Origin of the sequence: Streptomyces sp. RKAG337 (assembly GCF_023701715.1) — a bacterium.
Classification (GTDB): domain Bacteria; phylum Actinomycetota; class Actinomycetes; order Streptomycetales; family Streptomycetaceae; genus Actinacidiphila.
In genome coordinates this window covers 1553304-1577004 of record NZ_JAJOZA010000001.1, presented here as the reverse complement: position 1 = coordinate 1577004, position 23701 = coordinate 1553304, and the positions used below count along the sequence as shown (strand labels likewise).

The 23701-nt window shown below is 71.2% G+C and carries 18 protein-coding genes; 12 read left to right on the top strand and 6 right to left on the bottom strand.

Annotated elements, in window-relative coordinates:
* Positions 1-81 precede the first annotated feature (81 nt).
* From LNW73_RS06955 to LNW73_RS06910, 10 genes are all read left to right on the top strand, one after another.
* Positions 82-1296 (top strand): ROK family transcriptional regulator, encoded by a 1215-nt coding sequence (locus LNW73_RS06955; RefSeq protein WP_138354276.1) that lies wholly within the window; start codon positions 82-84, stop codon positions 1294-1296.
* A gap of 150 nt (positions 1297-1446) precedes the next feature.
* Complete coding sequence (locus LNW73_RS06950) at positions 1447-2517, top strand: sugar ABC transporter substrate-binding protein (RefSeq protein ID WP_250992837.1); 1071 nt, start codon at positions 1447-1449, stop codon at positions 2515-2517.
* Between the two features lie 214 nt (positions 2518-2731).
* On the top strand, positions 2732-3520 hold the full coding sequence (locus LNW73_RS06945; RefSeq protein WP_250980364.1) for an ATP-binding cassette domain-containing protein: 789 nt from the start codon (positions 2732-2734) through the stop codon (positions 3518-3520).
* Complete coding sequence (locus LNW73_RS06940; protein ID WP_250989333.1) at positions 3517-4809, top strand: sugar ABC transporter permease; 1293 nt, start codon at positions 3517-3519, stop codon at positions 4807-4809. The genes LNW73_RS06945 and LNW73_RS06940 overlap by 4 nt, the downstream gene beginning before the upstream one ends.
* 217 nt (positions 4810-5026) lie before the next feature.
* The gene (gene dxs / locus LNW73_RS06935) at positions 5027-6964 is read left to right on the top strand and encodes a 1-deoxy-D-xylulose-5-phosphate synthase (RefSeq protein WP_250978203.1); all 1938 of its coding nucleotides are present in this window, start codon (positions 5027-5029) and stop codon (positions 6962-6964) included.
* Between the two features lie 246 nt (positions 6965-7210).
* Positions 7211-8653, top strand: a complete 1443-nt coding sequence (locus tag LNW73_RS06930) for an amino acid permease (RefSeq protein ID WP_250980365.1) — start codon at positions 7211-7213, stop codon at positions 8651-8653.
* A 21-nt stretch (positions 8654-8674) separates the two neighbouring features.
* Positions 8675-10210 (top strand): glycosyltransferase family 39 protein, encoded by a 1536-nt coding sequence (locus tag LNW73_RS06925; RefSeq protein WP_374118050.1) that lies wholly within the window; start codon positions 8675-8677, stop codon positions 10208-10210.
* A gap of 125 nt (positions 10211-10335) precedes the next feature.
* Positions 10336-11142: a DsbA family protein gene (locus tag LNW73_RS06920; protein ID WP_250989332.1), complete on the top strand. Its 807-nt coding sequence runs from the start codon at positions 10336-10338 to the stop codon at positions 11140-11142.
* 150 nt (positions 11143-11292) lie between these two features.
* Positions 11293-12576: a peptidoglycan-binding protein gene (locus tag LNW73_RS06915; protein ID WP_250989331.1), complete on the top strand. Its 1284-nt coding sequence runs from the start codon at positions 11293-11295 to the stop codon at positions 12574-12576.
* Positions 12573-13571 (top strand): SPFH domain-containing protein, encoded by a 999-nt coding sequence (locus tag LNW73_RS06910; RefSeq protein ID WP_250989330.1) that lies wholly within the window; start codon positions 12573-12575, stop codon positions 13569-13571. Before LNW73_RS06915 ends, LNW73_RS06910 begins: the two co-directional genes overlap by 4 nt.
* Before the next feature lie 60 nt (positions 13572-13631).
* Here the strand turns inward: LNW73_RS06910 and LNW73_RS06905 are convergent, their stop codons facing one another.
* From LNW73_RS06905 to LNW73_RS06885, 5 genes are all read right to left on the bottom strand, one after another.
* Positions 13632-15758: a 3-hydroxyacyl-CoA dehydrogenase NAD-binding domain-containing protein gene (locus tag LNW73_RS06905; protein WP_250989329.1), complete on the bottom strand. Its 2127-nt coding sequence runs from the start codon at positions 15756-15758 to the stop codon at positions 13632-13634.
* Positions 15755-16975 carry a thiolase family protein gene (locus LNW73_RS06900; RefSeq protein ID WP_138354285.1) on the bottom strand — a complete coding sequence of 407 codons (1221 nt, stop codon included), beginning with the start codon at positions 16973-16975 and terminating at the stop codon, positions 15755-15757. The genes LNW73_RS06905 and LNW73_RS06900 overlap by 4 nt, the downstream gene beginning before the upstream one ends.
* Positions 16976-17151: 176 nt before the next feature.
* The gene (locus LNW73_RS06895; RefSeq protein ID WP_250989328.1) at positions 17152-18414 is read right to left on the bottom strand and encodes an HRDC domain-containing protein; all 1263 of its coding nucleotides are present in this window, start codon (positions 18412-18414) and stop codon (positions 17152-17154) included.
* A gap of 86 nt (positions 18415-18500) precedes the next feature.
* Positions 18501-19166, bottom strand: a complete 666-nt coding sequence (locus tag LNW73_RS06890; protein ID WP_138354287.1) for a response regulator transcription factor — start codon at positions 19164-19166, stop codon at positions 18501-18503.
* A 218-nt stretch (positions 19167-19384) separates the two neighbouring features.
* Entirely contained in the window at positions 19385-20011 is a 627-nt protein-coding gene (locus LNW73_RS06885; protein ID WP_250978210.1) for a DUF3000 domain-containing protein, read from the bottom strand.
* A 63-nt stretch (positions 20012-20074) separates the two neighbouring features.
* Here LNW73_RS06885 and hemE point away from each other — a divergent pair, with 63 nt between their 5' ends.
* Positions 20075-21145 (top strand): uroporphyrinogen decarboxylase, encoded by a 1071-nt coding sequence (gene hemE, locus LNW73_RS06880; protein ID WP_374117430.1) that lies wholly within the window; start codon positions 20075-20077, stop codon positions 21143-21145.
* Between the two features lie 7 nt (positions 21146-21152).
* On the opposite strand, the gene LNW73_RS06875 is transcribed toward hemE, so the two are convergent.
* The gene (locus tag LNW73_RS06875; RefSeq protein WP_250989327.1) at positions 21153-22106 is read right to left on the bottom strand and encodes a DUF4349 domain-containing protein; all 954 of its coding nucleotides are present in this window, start codon (positions 22104-22106) and stop codon (positions 21153-21155) included.
* A gap of 151 nt (positions 22107-22257) precedes the next feature.
* Here LNW73_RS06875 and hemG point away from each other — a divergent pair, with 151 nt between their 5' ends.
* Entirely contained in the window at positions 22258-23700 is a 1443-nt protein-coding gene (gene hemG, locus LNW73_RS06870; RefSeq protein ID WP_250989326.1) for a protoporphyrinogen oxidase, read from the top strand.
* The last annotated feature ends 1 nt before the right edge of the window (position 23701 follow it).

Sequence of the window (23701 nt, the reverse complement as noted above, 5' to 3'; positions counted from 1 at the left end):
TAGACGACGGGGTCTCACTGGTGCGGCCTCGTCCGTTCGGGCGGCGGTTAGTACCGCCTGCCGAGGCAGGAGTGGATGGTCGTGGAGACTCCGGGATCGCAGTCATCGCTGCACCGGGCCAACCTAGAGCGTGTGGTCCGCGCCGTACGGCTGGCAGGCTCGCTCACCCAGGCGGAGATCGCCCGGAGTACCGGGCTGTCCGCCGCCACGGTCTCCAATATCGTCCGGGAGCTGCGGGACAACGGAACGGTGCAGGTCACGCCTACCTCCTCCGGAGGAAGACGGGCCCGCAGCGTTGCGCTGTCCGGCGATGTCGGCATCGTCGTGGGCGTCGACTTCGGACACTCCCACCTGCGGGTCGCGGTGGGGAACCTGGCACACCAGGTGCTGGCCGAGCAGTCCGAGCCGATCGACGTGGACGCCTCCGCGTCCCAGGGCTTCGACCGGGCCGAGCAGCTGGTCGCCCAGCTGATCGAGTCGACCGGCATCGGCGTGGACAAGGTGCTCGGGGTCGGCCTCGGTGTCCCCGGCCCCATAGACGTGGAGTCCGGAGCCATCGGATCGACCGCGATCCTGCCCGGCTGGAGCGGCATCAACCCACGTCAGGAGCTGTCCGACCGGCTCGGCATGCCCGTGAAGGTGGACAACGACGCCAACCTCGGCGCGCTGGGCGAACTGGTCTGGGGCGGCGGCCGCGGGGTGCGGGACCTGGCCTACATCAAGGTCGCCAGCGGCGTCGGCGCGGGCCTGGTGATAGACGGCCGCATCTACCGCGGCCCGGGCGGCACGGCGGGCGAGATAGGGCACATCACGCTGGACGAGTCGGGCCCGGTGTGCCGCTGCGGCAACCGCGGCTGCCTGGAGACCTTCACCGCCGCGCGCTACACCCTGGAGCTGCTGCGCAGCAGCCACGGCGCCGATCTCACGGTGCCGCGGATGGTCCAGTACGCCCGTGAGGGCGATCCGGGCTGCCGCCGGGTGATCGCGGACGTGGGGCGGCACATCGGCATGGGCGTGGCCAGTCTCTGCAACCTCCTCAACCCCAGCAGGGTCGTCCTCGGCGGCGATCTCGCGGAGGCCGGCGAGCTGGTGCTGGCGCCGATCCGCGAGTCGGTGGCGCGCTACGCCATTCCCAGCGCGGCCCGGCAGCTGTCGATCGTCCCCGGCGGGCTCGGCGCCCGCGCGGAAGTACTCGGAGCACTCGCTCTGGTGCTGAGCGAAATGGGTGATTCGACCCTTCTTGATGGGAATGCTCCGGCGGCGGTTCCGGCCCTTTCAGCGCAACGACCTGCATAACCCTGAGTTCACACAGCTAACGAAACGCGCCGTTGCCATCTCGTTAAGTGTTTACTTATTGACGGCATGGCAACGGCGGAGTTGACTCACGTGAACCTCGGCCGCAGCGTTGCGGCCTCGTCAGGGAGGCAACCCAAAATGAACGCAATGATGCGTCGTGCCGTAATTGGCTCGCTTGCGGTAACGATGGCCCTGTCCGTGGCCGCGTGCGGCAAGGCCGGAGACGACAAGTCCGACAGCAGCAAGGACAAGTCGATCGGCCTGCTCCTTCCGGAGAACGCGACGACGCGCTACGAGAAGTTCGACCGCCCGCTGATCGAAGCGAAGATCAAGGCGCTCTGCGCCGACTGCAAGATCGAGTACGCGAACGCCGCCGGTGACCCGGCCAAGCAGGCGCAGCAGGTCAGCAGCATGATCACCAAGGGCGTCAAGGTCCTGATCCTCGACCCGCAGGACGCGGTCGGCATCAAGGCCTCGGTCCAGTCGGCCGTGGACAAGGGCATCAAGGTCGTGGCGTACGACCGCTTCGCCCAGGGCCCGGTCTCCGCCTACGTCTCCTACGACAACGAGAAGGTCGGCCAGCTGCAGGGCGAGGCGCTTCTCGCCGCCATGGGCGACAAGGCCACCCCGACTGCCAACGTTGTCATGATCAACGGTGACGACGCCGACCCGAACGCCGCCATGTTCAAGGCCGGTGCCCACAAGGCGCTCGACGGCAAGGTCAAGATCGCGTACGAGCAGAGCGGTCTGTGGAAGGACACCGTCGCCAACCAGAAGGTCACGGCGGCCATCACCCAGCTCGGCGCCAAGAACATCGCCGGCGTCTACTCCGCCAACGACGGCATGGCCGGCGGTATCGCCACCGCCCTCAAGGGCGCGGGCATCAACGTTCCGCTGACCGGTCAGGACGCCGAGCTCGCCGGCATCCAGCGCCTCCTCGCCGGCACGCAGACCAGCGACATCTACAAGGCCTACAAGCCCGAGGCGGACGCGACCGCCGAGATCGCGGTCAAGCTGCTCAACGGCGAGGACATCAAGAGCGTCGCGGACATCACGGCGACCAGCGGCTCCGGCACCACCGTGCCCGCCAAGCTGTTCACCGCGGTGTCGGTGACCAAGGACAACGTGAAGGACACGGTCGTCAAGGACCAGCTCTTCACCGTGGCCCAGATCTGCACCCCTGAATTCGCCGCCGCCTGCAAGACGGCCGGCATTCAGTAGAACCCGGGGCCCCTCCGGGCCCTCGGTCCGGTAAAAGCCTGTCCGGCGCCCCGCCCCACCAACATCCCCGCTTCGGGGTGGGGCGCCGGACGGAAACGCTTACGGGACACGGGACTTACCCCCACGTTTTGACTTTGCAATCCTGTGCTTCATGCACGTCCTTCCGCGCCCTTCCAAGGGGCGCGGCATCCCCGCCGGTCAGGCGGCGAAGGAGATGATTCACGTGTCCGCTACGCCCGTGTTGGCGTTGCGCGGAGTCTCCAAGCGATTCGGTGCGGTGCAAGCCCTCACCGATGTCGAGCTGGAGGTCCATTCCGGTCAGGTCGTCGCGCTCGTCGGCGACAACGGTGCCGGCAAGTCCACTCTGGTCAAGACGATCGCCGGTGTGCACCCCATCGACGAAGGCGTCATCGAGTGGGAGGGCAAGCCGGTCAGCATCAACCGGCCGCACGACGCCCAGGGTCTCGGCGTCGCCACCGTTTACCAGGACCTCGCGCTGTGCGACAACCTCGATGTCGTCGGCAACCTCTACCTCGGACGCGAACTGCGCCGCGGGCTGGCGCTCGACGAGGTGACGATGGAGCAGCGCGCCCGCGAGCTGCTCGACACCCTGTCGATCCGCATCCCGAGCGTCCGGATCCCGATCGCGAGTCTGTCCGGTGGTCAGCGGCAGGTCGTCGCGATCGCCCGCGCACTGATCGGTGACCCCAAGGTCGTCATCCTCGACGAGCCCACCGCCGCCCTCGGTGTGGAGCAGACCGCCCAGGTCCTCGACCTGGTCGAGAGGCTGCGCGAGCGCGGCCTCGCCGTCATCCTCATCAGCCACAACATGGCCGATGTGCGCGCCGTGGCGGACGTGGTGTCCGTCCTGCGCCTGGGCAAGAACAACGGTGCCTTCCCGGTGAAGGACACCAGTCCCGAAGAGATCATCGCGGCGATCACCGGAGCCACGGAGAACGCCGTGACCCGTCGTCAGGCGCGCAACACGGAGGCGGCAAAGTGAGCGACCTGTCCAAGACGGTGAAGGACACGCCCCCGGCCGAAGACCCCACCGCGGCGGCGATCCCCGTCGTCGACCCGCGACTGCTGGTCCGCGAAGAGGGACTCAAGGGCTATCTGACCGAGTTCAAGCGCAAGGTGCGCGGTGGTGAGCTGGGCTCGCTGCCCGTCGTCGTCGGTCTGATCATCATCTGGTCCGTGTTCCAGTCCCAGGACAGCCTGTTCCTGAGCGCCGGCAACATGCTCAACATCAGCTACTTCATGTCCGCCACCGGCATGATCGCCATCGGCCTGGTCTTCGTGCTGCTGCTCGGTGAGATCGACCTGTCGGTCGCCTCCGTCAGTGGTCTGTCGGCCGCCGTCTTCGCCATCCTGGCGACGACACACGATGTGAATCCCTGGCTGGCCGTCTTCCTGACCCTCCTGACCGGTATCGCCATCGGCGCGCTGCACGGTTACTTCTTCGCCAAGATCGGTGTGCCGGCCTTCGTGGTCACCCTCGCCGGCAACCTCGGCTGGAACGGCCTGATGCTGTGGCTGCTGGGCGACACCGGCAGCCTCTCGATCCAGGACAAGGGCCCGCTGCACCTGCTCGGGCAGCGCTCCTTCTTCATGAACCAGGACATCGCCGGCGCGTACCTGCTGGCGGGTCTCGGCACCGTCGCCCTGCTCGCCGGCTCGCTCATCGAGCAGCGCCGCCGCCGCCAGGCCGGGGTCCCGTACCGGCCGACCGGCGAGATCGCCGTACGTGTCGGTGCGCTGGCCGTGGTGTCCTTCGTCGCCGCGTACGTGCTGAACCAGGCGGCGGGTGTGCCCAACGCCCTGGTGATCTTCCTCGTGGCGCTCGTGATCACCGACTTCGTCCTGCGGCGCACCTCGTACGGCCGCAAGATCTTCGCCGTCGGTGGCAGCATCGAGGCCGCCCGCCGTGCCGGTATCAACGTGGCCCTGATCCGCATCTCGGTGTTCGCCATCTCCGGCGGCTTCGCGGCGGCCGGCGGTCTGTTCCTCGCCGCGCAGACCTACACCGCGACGCTGGCCGCCGGTAGCGGCAACCTCCTGATGCTGGCCATCGCGGCCGCGGTCATCGGTGGCACCAGCCTCTTCGGCGGTCGCGGCAACACCTGGTCCGCCCTGCTCGGCATGCTCGTCATCCAGTCCATCCAGACCGGTCTCGACCTGCTGAACATGAACACCTCGCTGCAGTACATGATCACCGGCGCCGTACTGCTCGCCGCCGTGGTCATCGACTCGGTGTCGCGCAAGACGCAGAAGGCCTCCGGCCGCGCGTAACGCTCCATCGCACACACCTCCGCATGTCGGTGGTGTGGCGGCACCGGCCCGGTGCGGGGATGATCATCCCTGCACCGGGCATTCGTGTTGCCGGGTGTGCCGCGGGTGCGCTGCGGGCGGGTCGCGGGTGACAAACGTCGCACGGGGCGCTCCACGGCGCCGCACGCGGAACATTAGACTCGACGGATCGACCAGTTCGACTGCATAGGAGGCACGGGTGGCGCTGCTGACCCGTATCAAGGGACCGCGCGACCTCGACCGGCTCAGCCAGGAGCAGCTGGTGGAGCTGGCGGGCGAGATCCGTACCTTCCTCGTCGACGCGGTCTCCAAGACCGGCGGACACCTGGGCCCCAACCTCGGTGTGGTGGAGCTGACCATCGCCCTGCACCGGGTCTTCGACTCGCCCCGGGACAAGGTGCTCTTCGACACAGGGCACCAGTCCTATGTGCACAAGCTGCTCACCGGGCGGCAGGACTTCACGCGGCTCAAGAGCAAGGGCGGCCTGTCCGGCTACCCCTCGCGCGCCGAGTCCGAGCACGACGTCATCGAGAACAGCCACGCCTCCACGGTGCTCGGCTGGGCCGACGGGCTCGCCAAGGCCAACGAGGTGCTCGGCAAGCAGGACCACGTGGTGGCCGTCATCGGTGACGGCGCGCTGACCGGCGGGATGGCCTGGGAGGCGCTGAACAACATCGCCGCCGCCCGGGACCGGCCGCTCGTCATCGTCGTCAACGACAACGAGCGCAGCTACGCCCCGACGATCGGCGGGCTCGCCGACCACCTGGCGACGCTGCGCACCACCGACGGCTACGAGCGCTTCCTGTCCCGCACCAAGGACCTGCTGGAGCGCACCCCGCTCATCGGACAGCCGCTCTACGAGACGCTGCACGGCGCCAAGAAGGGCCTCAAGGACTTCATCGCCCCGCAGGGCATGTTCGAGGACCTGGGCCTGAAGTACGTCGGCCCGATCGACGGCCATGACGTGGACGCGCTGGAGTCGGCGCTGCACCGCGCCAAGCGCTTCGGCGGACCGGTCATCGTGCACTGCCTCACCGAGAAGGGCCGCGGCTACCGCCCGGCCGAGCAGGACGAGGCGGACCGCTTCCACGGCATCGGCCCCATCCACCCGGACACCGGCCTGCCGATCGCCGCCTCCGGCGCCGACTGGACCTCGGTCTTCGGCGAGGAGATGGTCAAGCTCGGCAGGGAGCGCGAGGACATCGTCGCGATCACCGCCGCGATGCTGCAGCCGGTCGGCCTGGACAAGTTCGCGAAGGTCTTCCCGAAGCGGGTCTACGACGTCGGCATCGCCGAGCAGCATGCCGCCGTGTCGGCGGCGGGCCTGGCCACCGGCGGCCTGCACCCGGTCTTCGCCGTGTACGCGACGTTCCTGAACCGCGCCTTCGACCAGGTGCTGATGGACGTGGCGCTGCACAAGTGCGGTGTCACCTTCGTGCTGGACCGGGCCGGTGTCACCGGCACCGACGGCGCCTCGCACAACGGCATGTGGGACATGTCGATCCTCCAGGTCGTACCCGGCCTGCGGATCGCCGCGCCGCGCGACGCCGACCAGGTCCGCGCCCAGCTGCGCGAGGCCGTCGAGGTCGACGACGCGCCCACCGTCGTCCGGTACTCCAAGGGCGCGGTCGGCCCGGCGGTCAAGGCCGTCGGCCGGGTCGGCGGCATGGACGTGCTCCGCAAGGCGACCCCCGACGAGGCTTTCGAGCGCCCCGACGTCCTGCTGGTCTCGGTCGGCGCCCTCGCCCCGATGTGCCTGGAGATCGCCGATCTGCTCGACGCCCAGGGCATCACCACCACCGTCGTCGACCCGCGCTGGGTCAAGCCGGTGGACGCGGCGCTGCCCGGGCTCGCGGCCGGCCACCGCGTCGTGGTCACCGTCGAGGACAACTGCCGGGCCGGCGGTGTCGGCTCGGCGATCTCGCAGGCGCTGCGCGACGCGGACGTGGACGTACCGCTGCGCGACTTCGGCATCCCGGCGGAGTTCCTGGACCACGCCTCCCGCAAGGAGGTCATGGCCGAGATCGGTCTCACCGCGCCCGACATCGCCCGCCAGGTCACCGGCCTGGTCGCGACGATCGACGGCCGGTACGGCGAGAGCGTCGGATCGGCCGAGCCGGCGGCGGTCAGCGACTGAGTCCCGCTCCGCGGAGCTGTCGAGTGAGGGGGTCCACCCATCCGGGTGGACCCCTCACCCATTGGCGTAGGCATAGGCGCGCCTATTCGGGTGAAGCGAATCGTGGGAGTGGAGTAGCGACTGCCGACGCACCCCAACCTGTCGGCAGGACGAACAGGAGGCGCGCCGGTGAGTACGAGTACGCAGGACAACCCGCCCTCGGGCAGGCAGGACGGGCTCTTCAGGACCAAGTCCGTCGAGCAGTCCATGCGGGACACCGAGGAGCCGGAGCACCAACTCAAGCGGTCGCTGTCGGCCCTGGACCTCACGGTCTTCGGCGTCGGTGTCATCATCGGCACCGGCATCTTCGTGCTCACCGGCACGGTGGCGAAGAACAACGCGGGACCCGCGGTCGCCCTCGCCTTCGTCGCGGCCGGTGTGGTGTGCGGGCTCGCGGCCATCTGTTACGCCGAGCTGGCGTCCACGGTGCCGGTCGCGGGGTCCGCGTACACGTTCTCCTTCGCCACCCTCGGCGAGCTGCCGGCGTGGATCATCGGCTGGGACCTGGTGCTGGAGTTCGCGCTCGGTACGGCGGTGGTCGCGGTCGGCTGGTCCGGCTATGTGCGGTCGCTGCTGGACAACGCGGGCTGGCATCTGCCGCAGGCGCTGTCCGGCACCAGCGACACGGACGGGTTCGGCTTCGACCTCCTCGCGTTCCTGCTGGTGCTGCTGCTGACCGGGATCCTCGTCCTCGGTATGAAGCTCTCCGCGCGGGTCACCACGGTGGTCGTCGCGATCAAGGTGGCCGTGGTGCTGCTGGTCATCATCGCCGGCGCGTTCTTCATCCACAGCGAGAACTACAAGCCCTTCCTTCCGCCGGCGATCAGTTCCGTCAAGGAGTCCGGTCTCAAGTCGCCGCTCATCCAGGTGCTGTTCGGTTACGCGCCGACGAGCTTCGGCGTCCAGGGCATCTTCACCGCGGCGGCCGTGGTCTTCTTCGCCTTCATCGGCTTCGACATCGTGGCGACCGCGGCCGAGGAGACCAAGAACCCGCAGCGGGACATGCCGCGCGGCATCCTCGGCTCGCTCTTCATCTGCACGGCGCTCTACGTCGCCGTGTCGGTCGTCGTCACCGGTATGCAGAAGTACACCCAACTGTCGGTGGACGCGCCGCTCGCCGACGCCTTCAAGGCGACCGGACACCCCTGGTACGCGGGCGTCATCAGTTTCGGGGCCGCGGTCGGTCTCACCACGGTCTGCATGATCCTGCTGCTCGGCCAGACCCGGGTGTTCTTCGCGATGAGCCGCGACGGCCTCATTCCCCGGTTCTTCTCCCGGGTCCACCCGAAGTTCCGCACGCCCTACCGCTCGACGATCCTGCTCGGCGGGCTGATCGCCGTGATCGCGGGCTTCACCAGCATCTCGGAGCTGGCGGCGCTGGTGAACATCGGCACCCTCTTCGCCTTCGTCCTCGTCGCGGTCGGCGTCATCATCCTGCGCAATACCCGGCCCGACCTGCCGCGTTCCTTCCGCACCCCCTGGGTGCCGGTGCTGCCGATCCTCTCGGTGGCCGCCTCGCTGTGGCTGATGCTGAATCTGCCGAGCGAGACCTGGCTGCGGTTCGGGATCTGGATGGTGATCGGTGTCGTCGTCTACTTCCTGTACGGCCGCAGCCACAGCCGTATGAACCGCGCGAACAAGGGCGCCTGACGGACCGGTACGTTGTCAGGCGTGCCATCGGCCCCGAAGATCACGAGCGGCGCCCCCGCCGGACTCCCCGCCCCGTGCGCGGAGGACGGCGGGGGCGCCCGCCGTCGGGCCCGGTGGCTCCGGCCGCCGGACCGCTACTGGCTGCGGCCGGCGGCGGTGCTGGCCGTGCTCGCCACCCTCGTGCGCGTTCCGTCGTTCCTGCGTCCGGTCTGGAACCCCGACGAGGGCTACCTCGCGGTGCAGGCCCGGATGCTCGCGCACGGCGGGGTGCTCTACGACACCGTCGTGGACCGCAAGCCGCCGCTGCTGCCCTGGCTCTACGAGGGGCTGTTCGCGGTCTTCGGCGACGCCTCGCTGTGGCCGCTGCGGGCCGCCGCCGTCGTGGCGCAGCTCGGCACCGCCCTGCTGCTCGCCTCCGTGGCCCGCCGCCGCTGGGGGAACCGGGCGGGCGCCGCCGCGGGCGCCGGGTATCTGCTGCTCTCCATCGGCCTGGCCCCCGAGGACGCCCAGGCCGCCTCCTTCGGCGTGTTCATGGTGCCGTGGACCGTCCTGGCCTTCTGGGCGACCGACCGCCGCCGGTGGGCCCTGGCGGGCCTGGCCGTCGCGGGGGCGGCGCTGACCAAGCAGACCGGCGGCGCGGCGCTGCTGCCCGTGCTCTGGATGCTCTGGAGCGCCCGCCGCGCGGCGGAGCCGCCCGGCAGGGTCGCCGTGCTGCGGCTGCTCGCCGGCTGCGCCCTGCCGGTGGCGGCCGTCGCCGTCCTCACCGGCCCGTCCCGGTTCCTGTTCTGGACGGTCACCGGTTCCGGTTCCTACGCCTCCGCGTCCGGCGCCTGGGGCGTGGCGCTGGGGCGGGGCCTGGGGAACGCCGGGATACTGGCCGCCGCCGGGGCGGCCTTCGTGGTCCCCACGGTCCTCACCCTGGCCCGCCGGAGCGGCGCCGAACGGCTGCCCGCCGACCTCTGGGTCTGGCTGGGCGCCTCGGCGCTCGGAGCCGCCTTCGGCTTCCAGTTCTACGGCCACTACTTCCTGCAGCTGATCCCGCCGCTGGTGCTCGCCGGCGTGGCCGCGCTGCGCGGGCTGCCGCGCTGGTGGCCCGCGGCCACCGCCTGGACGGTGCTCGCGAGCGCCGTATTCGCCGTCTGGGGCCTGACCGCGCCGCGGACCGAGCTGGACCACGCCGCCGCCGTCGCCGCCGCCGTACGGGCCCGTACCGGCCCAGGGGACACCGTTCTGGTCTGGGGCATGCACCCCGAGCAGTACTGGCTCTCCGGCCGGGCCCCCGCGAGCCGCTATCTGACCGCCGGCTTCCTGACGAACTTCAGCGGCGGCCGCGGCGGCGTCCGGGTGGGGGAGGAGTACGCGGTCCCCGGCGCCTGGCGCACCTTCGGTGAGGAGGCGGCGCTGCGCCCGGCCGACCTGATCGTCGACGACTCGCGCGGAGCGCCGTACGCCCCCGCCCTGACGCCCACCCTGAAGCGGATGCTGGACGCCGGATACCGTCCCGTGGACACCGTCGGAGGCGCGGTCCTCTACGCCCGGGCCCCGGCCCTGCGCTGACCTCGCACCGGGCGCTCCCGCCGGCCCCGCACAGCGCCTCCGCCGGGCCCCCGGGCCGGTCCCGACGCGTCCCGGTGGTATACAGGCGACGTAGCAGAGCACGCTGATCGAGGTGGCGGTATTTCATGACGGAGTCCAAGGGACTCAAGGACCGGAACGACACGGCGGACTCCGGGGCGGCGCCCCGTAACAGTCTTCTGCAGCGCTGGCGGCCGTACGCCGCGGGCATTGTGGTGCTCGTGGTGGTGTTCGGGGCGTCCGCGGCCATCGGCGCGCATGTGCGCGGCGCGAAGGCCGACAAGGTGAAGCCGCCCGCGAACGCGGCGGGGCCGGACGGCCAGGCGAAGCTGGCGGTGCCGGTGAAGCCGAGCGTCCCGGTGACGCTCACCGTGTACGAGGACCTGCGCAGCCCGCAGTCCAAGGCGTTCGCCGAGCAGTACGCGGACACCTTCACGAAGCTGCTGGCGACCGGGCAGGTGGAGATCCAGTACCGGCTGGTCACCCACACCGACACCCAGCTGGGCGGCAGCGGTTCCCGGGCCGCCGCCAACGCGGCCGCGTGCGCCCAGGACCAGGGGCGGTACACGCAGTTCGTGCAGCAGGTCTGGAAGCGGCAGCCCGATCCGTCGGACGACGCGCTGAGCAGCCAGAAGCTGCTGAAGGAGCTGTCGGAGAAGGCCGGGAAGATCGACGAGGGCAAGTTCGTCCCGTGCATGAAGGGCAACGACCACGAAGGCTGGGTCGCGAAGTCCGAGTCCGACTTCATGTCAGGCGGCTACGGCGAGGTGCCCGTCGTCCAGATCAACGGCGAGACGGTGCCGGACGTCCAGACGTCGCTGACGCCGGTCAAGCTGAGCTCACTGGTGGAGAAGGAGGCCAAGAAGGTGTCCGACGAGACCGTCCCGTCCGGGCAGCCGAGCCTCGCGAGCTGAGCTCTTTTCCGCACCCTTTCCGCACTCCTCTCCACCCCTCCGTGACCGGGCGCGTCATCACCTGGCCGAGACGTATCCGACATTTCGTCAACTTTCTGGCGAAATCGGGTATTGAAGGCATGTGACGCCCGATCACGGAGGAGTGTGCGCATGTCCATACCGTTGTTCGACGAGGTAGAACCGCTCTCCGGCTGCGTCTGCGAGGAATGCGCGCGACAGCGCCTCGCCGACTCGGTGACGCGGGACGCCGGCACCGGCTGCACCACCACCGCGGCCACCCGTGTGATGGTCGTGGCGGCCGCCGCGGGCACGGCCATCGGCGGCGGAGCGGGCGCGGTCGCCGCGGCCACCGCCCCGAGCGCCGCCACCGGCTCCATGCTCGGCCACGCCCTGCTCACGGCGCCGGCCCCGGCCCCGCTGCATCTGACGCGGGACCAGATCCTGGACCGGGCACAGCGCTGGGTGGACGCCGAGGTGCCCTACAGCATGACCGCGTACTGGTCGGACGGTTACCGCCAGGACTGCTCGGGCTTCATCTCGATGGCCTGGGGCCTCGGCACCAACGCCTGGACCGGCAGCCTGGCGGACTACGGAACCCGGATCGACCGGGACGATCTGCTGCCCGGTGACATCCTGCTGTTCCACAACCAGGCGAACCCGGAGAAGGGCTCGCACGCCGTCATCTTCGACGGCTGGGCCGACTCCGGGCACAACCTGTACACCGCGATCGAGCAGACCCAGCCGCACACCCGCGCGCAGACGACGCCGATGGCCTACTGGACCAACTCCGACAAGTACGTCGCCTACCGGTACAAGTACCTGGGGTCGGGTACCGGCAGTTCCGGATCGGGCACCACAGGGGCACCGGGAACACCCGGGAGCACCGGCACCACGGGGAGCAGCGCCTATCCCGGCACCGCCGCCTTCGGACCCGGCGCGAACAACGCCGCCGTCACCCGGCTGGGCACCATGCTCATGACCCGCGGTGCCAGGCCCTACTACATCGTCGGCCCCGGCCCGCTCTGGAGCGAGGCCGACCGCAGCGCCACCAGCGCCTTCCAGCGCGCCCAGGGCTGGACCGGCAGCGACGCCGACGGCCTGCCGGGACCCACCACCTGGGGATACCTGGTGGAGGGCAGCGGCAAGAACATCGCCGCGGGCACCCCCACGACGCGGCCGGCCGGCGGCTCCACGGCACCCCGTTACCCGGGCGCCGCCTCCTTCCGCCCCGGACAGTCCAACGACCACGTGCTGACCCTCGGACGGCGCCTCGTCGCCAAGGGCTTCGGCAAGAGCTACCACGTGGGCCCCAGCCGTACCTGGGGCGAGGCAGACCGCCGCGCCGTCGAGGCGTTCCAGCGCGCCCAGGGCTGGTCCGGGCGCGACGCGGACGGCTATCCCGGACCGGAGACCTGGAGACGACTCTTCCTGTGACGACTCACGCACCCACGGCGGACGCGGCCCTGGCCGCCACCGCCGTCCTCCCCGCCGTCCTCCCCACCGCCGCCACCGTCACCGTTTCCGATCTCGTCGAGAAGCCAGGGCGCTGCCTGCCGGGCTGGACCGCGGCGCTCACCGCGCTGGCCGCGGCGGCCGCCGGCGGCTGGCTGCTGTGGCGGACGGGCGTCCTGCCCGAGCGGCTCGCCGGCCACACCGTGCTGCCCGAGGCGCCGGCGCCCCGGGACCTGACCGGTCTGTGGGGCGCGGTACTGCTGCTCGGCGCGCTGACCGCGTTCGCCGCGGGCGGCCTCACCCGGGGCCGTCCCGGCAAGGTCTGGGTACTGACCCGGCACGGCGCCTACCAGGGCAGCGTCCGGGACACCGGACTGCTGTGGATCAGTCCGCTGCTCGGCCGCCGCCGGATGGACGTCAGCCTGCGGCACTGGCGCAGCCGCGCCATCGAGACGGTCGACGCGGACGGCACCCCGCTGCACGCCAGCGTCCTGATCGTCTGGCGGGTCCGGGACACCGCCCGGGCCGCCTTCGCCGTCGACGACCACTCGCGCTACCTGCGCGAACAGGTGGAGTGTGCGGTCACCCGCGCCGTCTCCCGGCTGCCCGCGGACGACTTCCGCGGCTCCGGGCCCACCCTGCGGGACTCGGAACGCCTCGGCGACCAGCTCACCCGGCTGCTCGCCGCCGACATGCGCCCGGTCGGCGTCGAGGTCTTCTCGGCGCAGCCCGTACGCCTGGAGTACGCGCCGGAGGTGGCCGCCGCGATGCGGCGGGCCCAGGTCACCGCGCTCGACGCCAGGCACCGCCGCGCGGTGCTCGACGACGTGCTCGCGGCGGTCGCCGAGACGGTGCGCGGTCTGACCGACCGCGGGCTGGTCCAGCTCGACGACTACGAGCGGAAGTCCCTGGTCCGGGACTTGACCGTGGCCTTCTACACCGCCCGCGGTCCCGCGGTCGAGGCGCCCAGGAAATAGCCCCGGCCGGGTCCTGACCAACTGCGGTCAGGACCCGGCCGGGGGCCGTCACTCACGGTGTTACGCGGGCACGCTCGCGACGCCCGGGGCGAGGAACGGCTTGCCGTTCACCCGCTGCGAGACACCCTCGCGGTCCAGGTACGGGGTGATCCCGCCCAGGTGGAAGGGCCAGCCGGCACCGGTGATCAGGCACAGGTCGATGTCCTGCGCCTCGGCGACGACACCCTCGTCGAGCATGAGGCCGATCTCCTGCGCCACGGCGTCCAGCACCCGGGCACGGACCTGCTCCTCGGTGAGCACCGAGTCACCCTGCACCAGCAGCGCGGCGACCTCGGGGTCCAGCTCCGGCTTGCCGGAGTCGTAGACGTAGAAGCCGCGCTTGCCGGCCTTGACCACCGCGGCCAGGTTCTGCGAGACGGTGAACCGGTCGGGGAACGCCCGGTTGAGGGTCTCGGAGACATGCAGCCCGATGGCCGGGCCGACCAGCTCCAGGAGCACCAGCGGCGACATCGGCAGGCCGAGCGGGTCGATGCCCTTCTCGGCGACCTCGACCGGGGTGCCCTCGTCGATGATGTTCTGGATCTCGCCCATGAAGCGGGTCAGGATCCGGTTCACCACGAACGCCGGGGCGTCCTTGCAGAGCACGGCGGTCTTCTTGAGCTTGCGTGCCACACCGAACGCGGTGGCCAGCGAAGCGTCGTCCGTCGACTCGCCGCGCACGATCTCCAGCAGCGGGAGGATCGCGACCGGGTTGAAGAAGTGGAAGCCGACGACCCGCTCGGGGTTCTTCAGCTTCGACGCCATCTCGGTGACGGACAGCGAGGAGGTGTTGGTGGCGAGGATCGCGTGCGCCGGGGCGACCGCCTCGACCTCCGCGAACACCTGCTGCTTGACGCCCATCTCCTCGAACACGGCCTCGATGATGAAGTCCGCGTCACCGAAACCGGCGGCCTTGTCGAGCGAACCGGTCACCAGCGCCTTGAGGCGGTTGGCCTGGTCCTGCTTGATGCGGCGCTTGCCGAGCAGCTTGTCGATCTCGCCGTGGACATAGCCCACGCCCTTGTCGATGCGCTCCTGGTCGATGTCGGTCAGCACGACCGGCACCTCCAGCCGGCGGGCGAAGAGCAGCGCCAGCTGCGAGGCCATCAGGCCCGCGCCGACGACGCCGACCTTGGTGACCGGGCGGGCCAGGTTCTTGTCCGGCGCGCCGGCCGGGCGCTTGGCACGCTTCTGCACCAGGTTGAAGGCGTAGATGCCGCTGCGCAGCTCGCCGCCCATGATGAGGTCCGCGAGAGCGGTGTCCTCGGCGTCGAAGCCCGCCTGCAGGTCGCCGTCCTTGGCGTTGGCGATGATCTCCAGCGCGCGGTACGCGGCCGGGGCGGCGCCGTGCACCTTGGAGTCGGCGATGCCCTTGCCGCGCTCGACGGCCTGGTCCCAGGCCGTACCGCGGTCGATCTCGGGGCGGTCCACCACGATCTCGCCGCGCAGCACGGCAGCGGTCCACGCGAGGGACTGCTCCAGGAAGTCCGCGCCCTCGAACAGCGCGTCGGCGATGCCGAGTTCGAAGACCTGGGAGCCCTTGAGCTGACGGTTCTGGTTCAGCGAGTTCTCGATGACGACGGTCACCGCGCGGTCCGCGCCGATCAGGTTCGGCAGCAGGGTGCAGCCGCCCCAGCCGGGAACGAGACCGAGGAAGACCTCGGGGAGCGAGAACGCCGGCAGCGCCGCGGAGACGGTGCGGTAGGCGCAGTGCAGGCCCACCTCGACACCGCCGCCCATCGCCGCGCCGTTGTAGTACGCGAAGGTCGGGACCGCGAGGTGCGAGAGCCGCTTGAAGACCTCGTGGCCGCCCTTGCCGATGGCGAGCGCGTCCTCGTGGCGCTTCAGCAGCTCGACACCCTTGAGGTCGGCGCCGACCGCGAAGATGAACGGCTTGCCGGTGACACCGATACCGGTGATCGTGCCCTCGGCGGCCTCGGCCTCGACCTGGTCGATCGCGGCGTCGAGGTTGGCCAGCGACTGCGGGCCGAAGGTGGTCGGCTTGGTGTGGTCCAGGCCGTTGTCCAGCGTGATGAGCGCGAAGCGTCCGGCGCCCGGGAGGTCGAGGTGGCGCACGTGTGCGCTCGTCACGACCTCGTCGGGGAACAGCTCGGCCGCACCCTTCAAAAGCTCGGCGGTGGATGTCACTTGCTGCCTCCGTCGAAGTGCGGGTTCTCCCAGATGACCGTTCCGCCCATGCCGAAGCCGACGCACATGGTCGTCAGGCCGTAGCGGACGTGCGGCTGCTCCTCGAACTGGCGGGCCAGCTGCGTCATCAGCCGGACGCCGGAGGAGGCCAGCGGGTGGCCGAACGCGATCGCGCCGCCGTACTGGTTGACACGCGGGTCGTCGTCCGCGATGCCGAAGTGGTCGAGGAAGGCGAGCACCTGGACGGCGAACGCCTCGTTGGCCTCGAAGAGGCCGATGTCGTCGATGGTCAGACCGGCCTGCGCCAGCGCCTTCTCGGTCGCCGGGACCGGGCCGATGCCCATGACCTCGGGCTCGACACCCACGAAGGAGTACGAGACCAGCCGCATGCGGACCGGCAGGCCCAGCTCGACGGCGACGTCCTCGGCGGCGAGCAGCGAGGCGGTCGCGCCGTCGTTCAGGCCCGCCGCGTTGCCCGCGGTGACCCGGCCGTGGGCGCGGAACGGCGTCTTGAGGCCGGCCAGCTGCTCCAGGGTGGTGCCCGGGCGCATCGGCTCGTCCGCGGTCGCCAGCCCCCAGCCGGTCTCGCCGGCCTCGGGGTTGCTGTTGCGCACGGAGACCGGCACCAGGTCCTGCTGGATCTTGCCGTTGGCGTACGCCTTGGCGGCCTTCTCCTGGCTGCGCACGGCGTACTCGTCGACGCGCTGCTTGGTGATGGCCGGGTAGCGGTCGTGCAGGTTCTCCGCGGTCATGCCCATGAACAGGGCGGACTCGTCGACCAGCTTCTCCGAGACGAAGCGCGGGTTCGGGTCCACGCCCTCACCCATCGGGTGGCGGCCCATGTGCTCGACACCGCCGGCCACGGCGACGTCGTACGCGCCGAAGGCGATGCCGCCGGCGACCGCGGTCACCGCGGTCATCGCGCCGGCACACATGCGGTCGATCGAGTACCCGGGGACCGTGGTCGGCAGGCCGGCCAGGATGCCGGCGGTGCGGCCGAGGGTCAGACCCTGGTCACCGATCTGCGTGGTGGCGGCGAGAGCGACCTCGTCGATCCGCTCGGCGGGCAGTTCCGGGTTGCGCCGCAGCAGCTCCCGGATGCACTTGATCACGAGATCGTCGGCACGGGTCTCGTGGTAAATGCCCTTCGGGCCCGCCTTGCCGAACGGGGTGCGGACGCCGTCGACAAAGACGACGTCCCTAGCGGTACGAGGCACGTTGGCTCTCCTCCAGATGCGGATTCGCTGCCACTGGGCGCGAGGCTGCGGCTACGACACCCATGCTACTAGCCAGTAACCAACGGGGACAGTCCCCTCGCCCGGAGCGGCGAACGTCACATACGACGAGGCCGCTCCCGGCCGGGTTCCGCGGGGGCGCCGACCCCGGACAGGCCCTACGGCGCCGGGGCCTCCGGAGCCGCCGGCGGCTGGGCTGCGAGGGCCGCGGTGAGGATCGGCGTGGTCAGCCCGACCTGCCAGGCGCGCGCTCCGTGGCCGGTCAGCACCGCCGCGACCTCCTCGGTGGTGGCCTCGGCCGGCGGGTCCCAGCACAGCCGGCGCACGGTGTCCGGGGTGATCAGGTTCTCCTGCGGCAGGTTGAGCTCCTCGGCGAGCTTGCTCACCGCGGCCCGCGCGGCGGACAGCCGGGCCGCCGCCACCGGGTCCTTGTCGGCCCAGGCGCGCGGCGGCGGGGGACCGACGTAGGCCGGCCCCGGCTGCGGCAGCTCCCGCTCCGGCAGGGCGCGGGCCCGGTCGATCGCGGCCTGCCACTGGTCGAGCTGGCGGCGGCCCATCCGGTGCCCGAAGCCGGGCAGCGTCGCGAGCACCGTCACGTTCGGCGGGCCCTCCAGGGCGGCCGTGACGATCGCGGCGTCGGTGAGGATCCGGCCCGGCGAGATGTCCCGCTCCTGGGCGGCCTGGTCGCGGGCGTTCCACAGCTCGCGCACCACGCCGATCTGCCGGCGGCGGCGGACCTTGTGCATGCCCGAAGTGCGCCGCCACGGGTCGACCCGTGGCGAGGGCGGCGGCGCGGCGGCGATGGCCGAGAACTCCTGCAGCGCCCAGTCCAGCTTGCCCTGTTCGCGCAGTTCCTCCTCGAGCGCGTCCCGCAGGTCGACCAGCAGCTCGACGTCGAGCGCCGCGTACCGCAGCCAGGGCTCGGGGAGCGGGCGGGTGGACCAGTCGACGGCCGAGTGGCCCTTCTCCAGGGCGAAGCCCAGGACGTTCTCGACCATGGCGCCGAGTCCGACCCGGGGGAAGCCCGCGAGCCGGCCGGCCAGCTCGGTGTCGAACAGGCTCTTGGGCCGCATACCGATCTCGTCGAGACACGGAAGGTCCTGGGTGGCCGCGTGCAGCACCCATTCGGTGTCGGTGAGGGCAGCGCCCAGGGTGGACAGGTCGGGGCAGCCGACCGGGTCGATCAGCGCGGTCCCGGCTCCCGTACGGCGCAGCTGGACCAGATAGGCCCGCTGTCCGTAGCGGTATCCGGACGCGCGCTCGGCATCCACGGCGACCGGACCGGAGCCCGCGGCGAATGCCGCGACGATGTCTGCGAGGGCCTCCGGGCTGGCGGTCACCGGCGGAATTCCTTCGCGCGGGTCCAGCAGCGGGACCGGCGCCGGGGCAGCCTCTGTTGCGGTCTCTCGGGCGTCGGTCACCCCCTAAGGGTATCCGTGTATCGCGAACGCCCGTCGACGGAACGTTCCGTCGACGGGCGCAGCGGCCATGCGGGGGTGTGGGAGGGCTAGTGGATGATGCCCGTACGCAGGGCGACAGCGACCATTCCGGCCCGGTCGCCGGTGCCGAGCTTGCGGGCGATACGGGCCAGGTGGCTCTTCACGGTGAGCGCGGACAGGCCCATCGAGACACCGATCGCCTTGTTCGACTGGCCTTCGGCGACCAGCCGCAGCACCTCGACCTCACGGCCGGAGAGCTCGCGGTAGCCGCCGGGGTGGCCGGGCGTGCCGGGCGGGCGGCGCTGCATACGGGCGCCCGCCGAACCGACCGGCGCGGCGCCGGGACGGCCCGGCATGCCGCCGAGGTTGTTGCGGGTACCGGTGACGACGTATCCCTTGACGCCGCCCGCGAGTGCGTTGCGGACGGCGCCGATGTCATCGGCGGCGGAGAGCGCGAGGCCGTTCGGCCAGCCGGCCGCGCGGGTCTCGGCGAGAAGGGTCAGGCCGGAACCGTCGGGGAGGTGGACATCGGCTACGCAGATGTCGCGGGGGCTGCTGACCCGGGGCCGGGCCTCGGCGATCGACGAGGCTTCGATCACATCGCGCACACCGAGCGCCCACAGGTGCCGGGTGACGGTGGATCGGACGCGGGGGTCGGCGACGACGACCATGGCCGTCGGCTTGTTCGGACGGTAGGCGACCAGGCTCGTGGGCTGCTCGAGAAGAACTGACACCGGGCCTCCTGTGGCAAAGGGGGGACTGAGAGGGTCACAGTCTCCTTCGGCAGCAATTGCCCCGGCCTTTAGGGAATGATCACGATTTGTTGAGTAACAATTCCGGCAAATCGGACGCTCGCTCGAACAAGATCATGTCGAGCGGCGGTCGGACACGCGGCGGAATCGCGCCAAAATACCGGGAAAACAGGCCAAATACGCGGTTACCGGACGGGCAGTCAGCCGCGGCGCTTGGGCATCGGCACGACGCCGCCGGGCAGGTCCTGCGACTCATGGCCCTCGGTGGGCGGCAGCCCCGCGCACGCGCAGAGCAGATCGCACCAGGCCGCCAGGTGGTCCGCGACGGCCGGGATCCCGTCCGGGCCCTCGGTGGGGGTCCAGGACGCCCGGATCTCGATCGCCGTCGCGTCGGGTCGCTCCGCGATCCCGCCGAAGTAGTGCGAGGAACTGCGCGAGACCGTTCCGCTCGGCTCGGTGTACTCCGCGCCGCGCGCCTCCAGGGCGCCGGTCAGCCAGGACCAGCTCACCTCGGGCAGCAGCGGGTCCACCGCCATCTCCGGCTCCAGATCGGCGCGCACCAGCGTGACCAGTCGGAACGTGCCGTTCCAGGCCTCATGGCCGTCCGGTTCGTGGAGCAGGATGAGCCGGCCGTCGGCCAGCTCCTCGCCGTCCACCACGACCGCCGCCTCCAGCGCGTACGCGTACGACGCGAGACGCTTGGGCGGAGCTGTCGTGTCGATCTCCACTTCGGGCCGTACCCGCGCGGAACTCAACGCGTCTACCGCGCGCTGAAAGGGGAGTGGTGCGCCGTCCCCGTCCGCAAGGTGCCCGTGAACCGCTGCCATGCCCGGAAGACTAGGCCGCCCGCGGCCTCCACGGGTGGAGCAACACCCGGGCGCGTGGGTCGCATCCCGGCGCGTGCGAAGATTCACGGCGTGAGTGCGCACCAGCAGACCGCTGCTTCCCCGTTCATCCGCGCCTGTCGGCGTCAGTCCGTGCCGCACACCCCGGTGTGGTTCATGCGGCAGGCCGGCCGATCGCTGCCCGAGTACCTCAAGCTCCGTGAGGGCACCGCCATGCTGGAGTCCTGCATGCGGCCCGACATGGTCACCGAGATCACGCTCCAGCCGGTGCGCCGCCACAAGGTCGACGCGGCCATCTACTTCAGCGACATCGTCGTCCCCCTCAAGGCCATCGGTCTCGACCTCGACATCAAGCCCGGCGTCGGCCCGGTCGTCGAGGAGCCGATCCGTACCCGCGCCGACCTCGGCCGGCTGCGGGCGCTGGAGCCCGACGACGTGAAGTACGTGACCGAGGCCATCGGGATGCTCACCGGAGAGCTGGGCGAGACCCCGCTCATCGGCTTCGCGGGCGCGCCCTTCACCCTCGCCAGCTACCTCGTCGAGGGCGGCCCGTCCCGCAACCACGAGCGCACCAAGGCGCTCATGTACGGCGACCCCGAGCTGTGGGCCGACCTGCTGGACCGGCTCGCCGACATCACCGCCGCCTTCCTCAAGGTGCAGATCGAGGCCGGCGCCAGCGCCGTCCAGCTCTTCGACTCCTGGGTCGGGGCGCTCTCCCCGGAGGACTACCGGCGCTATGTCATGCCGTCCTCGGTGAAGGTCTTCGAGGCCGTCGCCGGCTACGGCGTACCGCGCATCCACTTCGGCGTCGGCACCGGTGAGCTGCTCGGGCTGATGGGCGAGGCCGGCGCGGACGTCGTCGGCGTCGACTGGCGCGTCCCGCTCAACGAGGCGGCCCGCCGGGTCGGCCCCCACAAGGCGCTCCAGGGGAACCTCGACCCGGCGGTGCTCTTCGCCCCGACGTCCGCCGTCGAGACGAAGACCCGCGAGGTGCTCTACTCGGCGACCGATCTGCCCGGCCACATCTTCAACCTCGGCCACGGCGTCCTGCCCAGCACCGACCCTGACGCGCTCACCCGCCTCGTGGACTTCGTGCACCGCACCACCGAGGTCTGACGGGGCTCTACTCCTCGGCGGCGCTCTCCTTCTCCCGCACCACGCGCGGCGAGGGGGAGAGCCTGCGGCGGACGACCACGAAGACGAACCAGCCGGCGAGGCCCAGGGCGGCGAACGGCAGCGCCACCGAGAGCACGATCAGGATCCCGCGCAGCGCCACGTAGAAGGCGTGCCAGCCGGTGCCCAGCGCGTTCCCGACCGACTCCCAGAAACCGTCGTCCTTCTTCGGCGGCGGCCCGGAGGCGGGGTGTTCCGGCTCGGACAGCACCAGCGTGACGGTCGCCAGGTTCGTGCGCTCCTTCAGCGATGCCTGCTGGGCCTGCAGCGCCTCCAAGTTGGCTTCCCTGGTGCTGAGTTCACCCTCAAGAGTGACCACGTCGCTGAGCTGTGCGGTCCGGTTCATCAACTCCCGCACCCGCGCGAGGCTCGCCTGCTGCGAGCGGATGCGGCTCTCCACATCCACCACCTGGCCGGTGACGTCCTCGGTGCTGACCTTGCGTTCGAGCAGCCTGCCGAGGCCGGCGAGATCGTTCAGCACCTTGTCGTAGGACTCCGGCGGCACCCGCAGGGTGATGGTGGAGTGCTCCAGGCCCTGACCGTCGCGGCTGGTGTTCTCGTCCCCGATGTAGCCGCCCGCCCCGGTGACCAGGGTCCGTGCCGACGTGAGGGCGGCGGCGACGCCGTCCTTCGCCTCGACGCTGAGCGTCGCGGTGCGCACCACGTAGTTCTGGGACGGCGCGGGGGTCTTGGTGGTGGCGCCCTTCGCGGTGCCGGGCGCCGCCGACGGCGCGTCCGCCGCGCCCCGCGCGTCCGCCTGCTGCGGCGCCGCGGCGGCCTTGTCCGCTTTGCTGTCGTTCGACGAGCCCGAGGCACCGCACCCCGAGACGGTGAGCACGGCTGTCAGTGCGACGGCGGCGAGGGCCGCGAAAGGTCTGCGGCGGATGGTGGTCGGCTGGCGCATCGAACTCCCCCAGAGATCGTTCACCGGCAGGAAACCGGTGATGGAACCGGTGTTGGCGATACGACGTGGAGAGGCCGGCCGGGGTTGCGGATCCCCGGTCCCGAAGCGGTCACGTTCAGAGCTCGTTCCGGAATCTGGGACAGTGGAGGGCATGACCGACACACACCGCGGAACAGGGCATGTGATCGTCGTCGGCGGCGGCGTCTCCGGACTCGCCGCCGCCCACTTCCTGGCCGGAGGCGGCGCGCGGGTGACGGTGCTGGAGGGATCGGCCCGGCTCGGCGGAAAGCTCTACGCGGACGAGATCGCCGGCGTGCCCGTGGACCTGGGCGCCGAGTCGATGCTCGCGCGCCGGCCGGAAGCGGTCGCGCTGGCCCGCGAGGTGGGGCTCGGCGACCGGCTGGAGCCGCCCGCGGTGTCGGGCGCCGCCCTGTGGACCCGGGGCCGGCTGCGGGCCCTGCCACAGGGGCACGTCATGGGAGTCCCCGGCGATCTGGGCCCTCTCGCGGCCTCCGGCCTGCTGTCGCCCGCGGGCCTCGCCCGGCTGCCGCTGGACCACGTACTGCCCCGGACGAAGATCGGCGAGGACGTCGCCGTGGGCGGGTTCGTCGCCGCGCGGCTCGGTCACGAGGTCGTCGACCGGCTGGTGGAGCCGCTGCTCGGCGGTGTCTACGCGGGCAACGCCTACGAGATCTCGCTGCGCGCGGCCATGCCCCAGCTCTTCGAGGCGGCCCGGTCGGGACGCTCCCTCATCGAGGCCGTGCGCGGTGTCCAGCGGCGCGCCGCCAGGACCGCCCCGGACGGACCGGTGTTCATGGGCATCCGCGGGGGCGTCGGGCAGCTGCCGGTCGCCGTCGCCGAGGCGTGCCGGGCCGCCGGTGTCACCATCGAGACCGGCGCGCCGGTCAGGGAGCTGCGCCGCACGGCGAGCGGCTGGCAGGTCACCGTCGGCGACCGGGTGCTCGACGCCGACGCCGTCCTGATCGCCGCGCCCGCCCCGGCCGCCGCCCGGCTGCTGGCGGCCGAGTCGCCCGTCGCCGCCGCGGAGCTGTCGGCGGTGGAGTACGCCAGCATGGCGCTGGTCACCATGGCGTTCCGGCGGCGCGACGTGCTGCGGATGCCGAAGGGCACCGGCTTCCTGGTGCCGCCGGTCGACGGAAAGACGATCAAGGCGTCCACCTTCTCCTCCCACAAGTGGGGATGGATCGACGAGGCGGGACCCGACACCTTCGTGCTGCGCACCTCCGTCGGCCGGCACGGCGACGAGGCGGACCTGGCCTGGGACGACACCGACCTCGTCCGCCTGTCGCGGCGCGACCTGGGCGAGGCCATCGGGCTGTCCGCGGCGCCCGTCGCGGCCCGTGTCACCCGCTGGGACGGCGGACTGCCGCAGTACCCGGTCGGCCATGTCGAGCGCGTCGCCAGGATCCGCGAACAGGTCGGGAAGCTGCCGGGGCTCGCGGTCTGCGGCGCGGTGTACGACGGGGTCGGGATTCCGGCCTGCGTCGCCAGCGCCCGCAGGGCGGCCGACGAGGTGCTGACCTCCCTGGCCACGACCCTGGCGACAGGCGGCGCACGGGACACGGGAGAATGAC

Coding starts and splice junctions, on each gene's coding strand:
- LNW73_RS06950 (WP_250992837.1), top strand. CDS start 1,447: ATGCGTCGTGCCGTAATTGGCTCGCTTGCGGTAACGATGGCCCTGTCC.
- LNW73_RS06945 (WP_250980364.1), top strand. CDS start 2,732: ATGATTCACGTGTCCGCTACGCCCGTGTTGGCGTTGCGCGGAGTCTCC.
- LNW73_RS06930 (WP_250980365.1), top strand. CDS start 7,211: ATGCGGGACACCGAGGAGCCGGAGCACCAACTCAAGCGGTCGCTGTCG.
- LNW73_RS06920 (WP_250989332.1), top strand. CDS start 10,336: ATGACGGAGTCCAAGGGACTCAAGGACCGGAACGACACGGCGGACTCC.
- LNW73_RS06915 (WP_250989331.1), top strand. CDS start 11,293: ATGTCCATACCGTTGTTCGACGAGGTAGAACCGCTCTCCGGCTGCGTC.
- LNW73_RS06885 (WP_250978210.1), bottom strand. CDS start 20,011: ATGGCAGCGGTTCACGGGCACCTTGCGGACGGGGACGGCGCACCACTC.
- LNW73_RS06875 (WP_250989327.1), bottom strand. CDS start 22,106: ATGCGCCAGCCGACCACCATCCGCCGCAGACCTTTCGCGGCCCTCGCC.
- hemG (WP_250989326.1), top strand. CDS start 22,258: ATGACCGACACACACCGCGGAACAGGGCATGTGATCGTCGTCGGCGGC.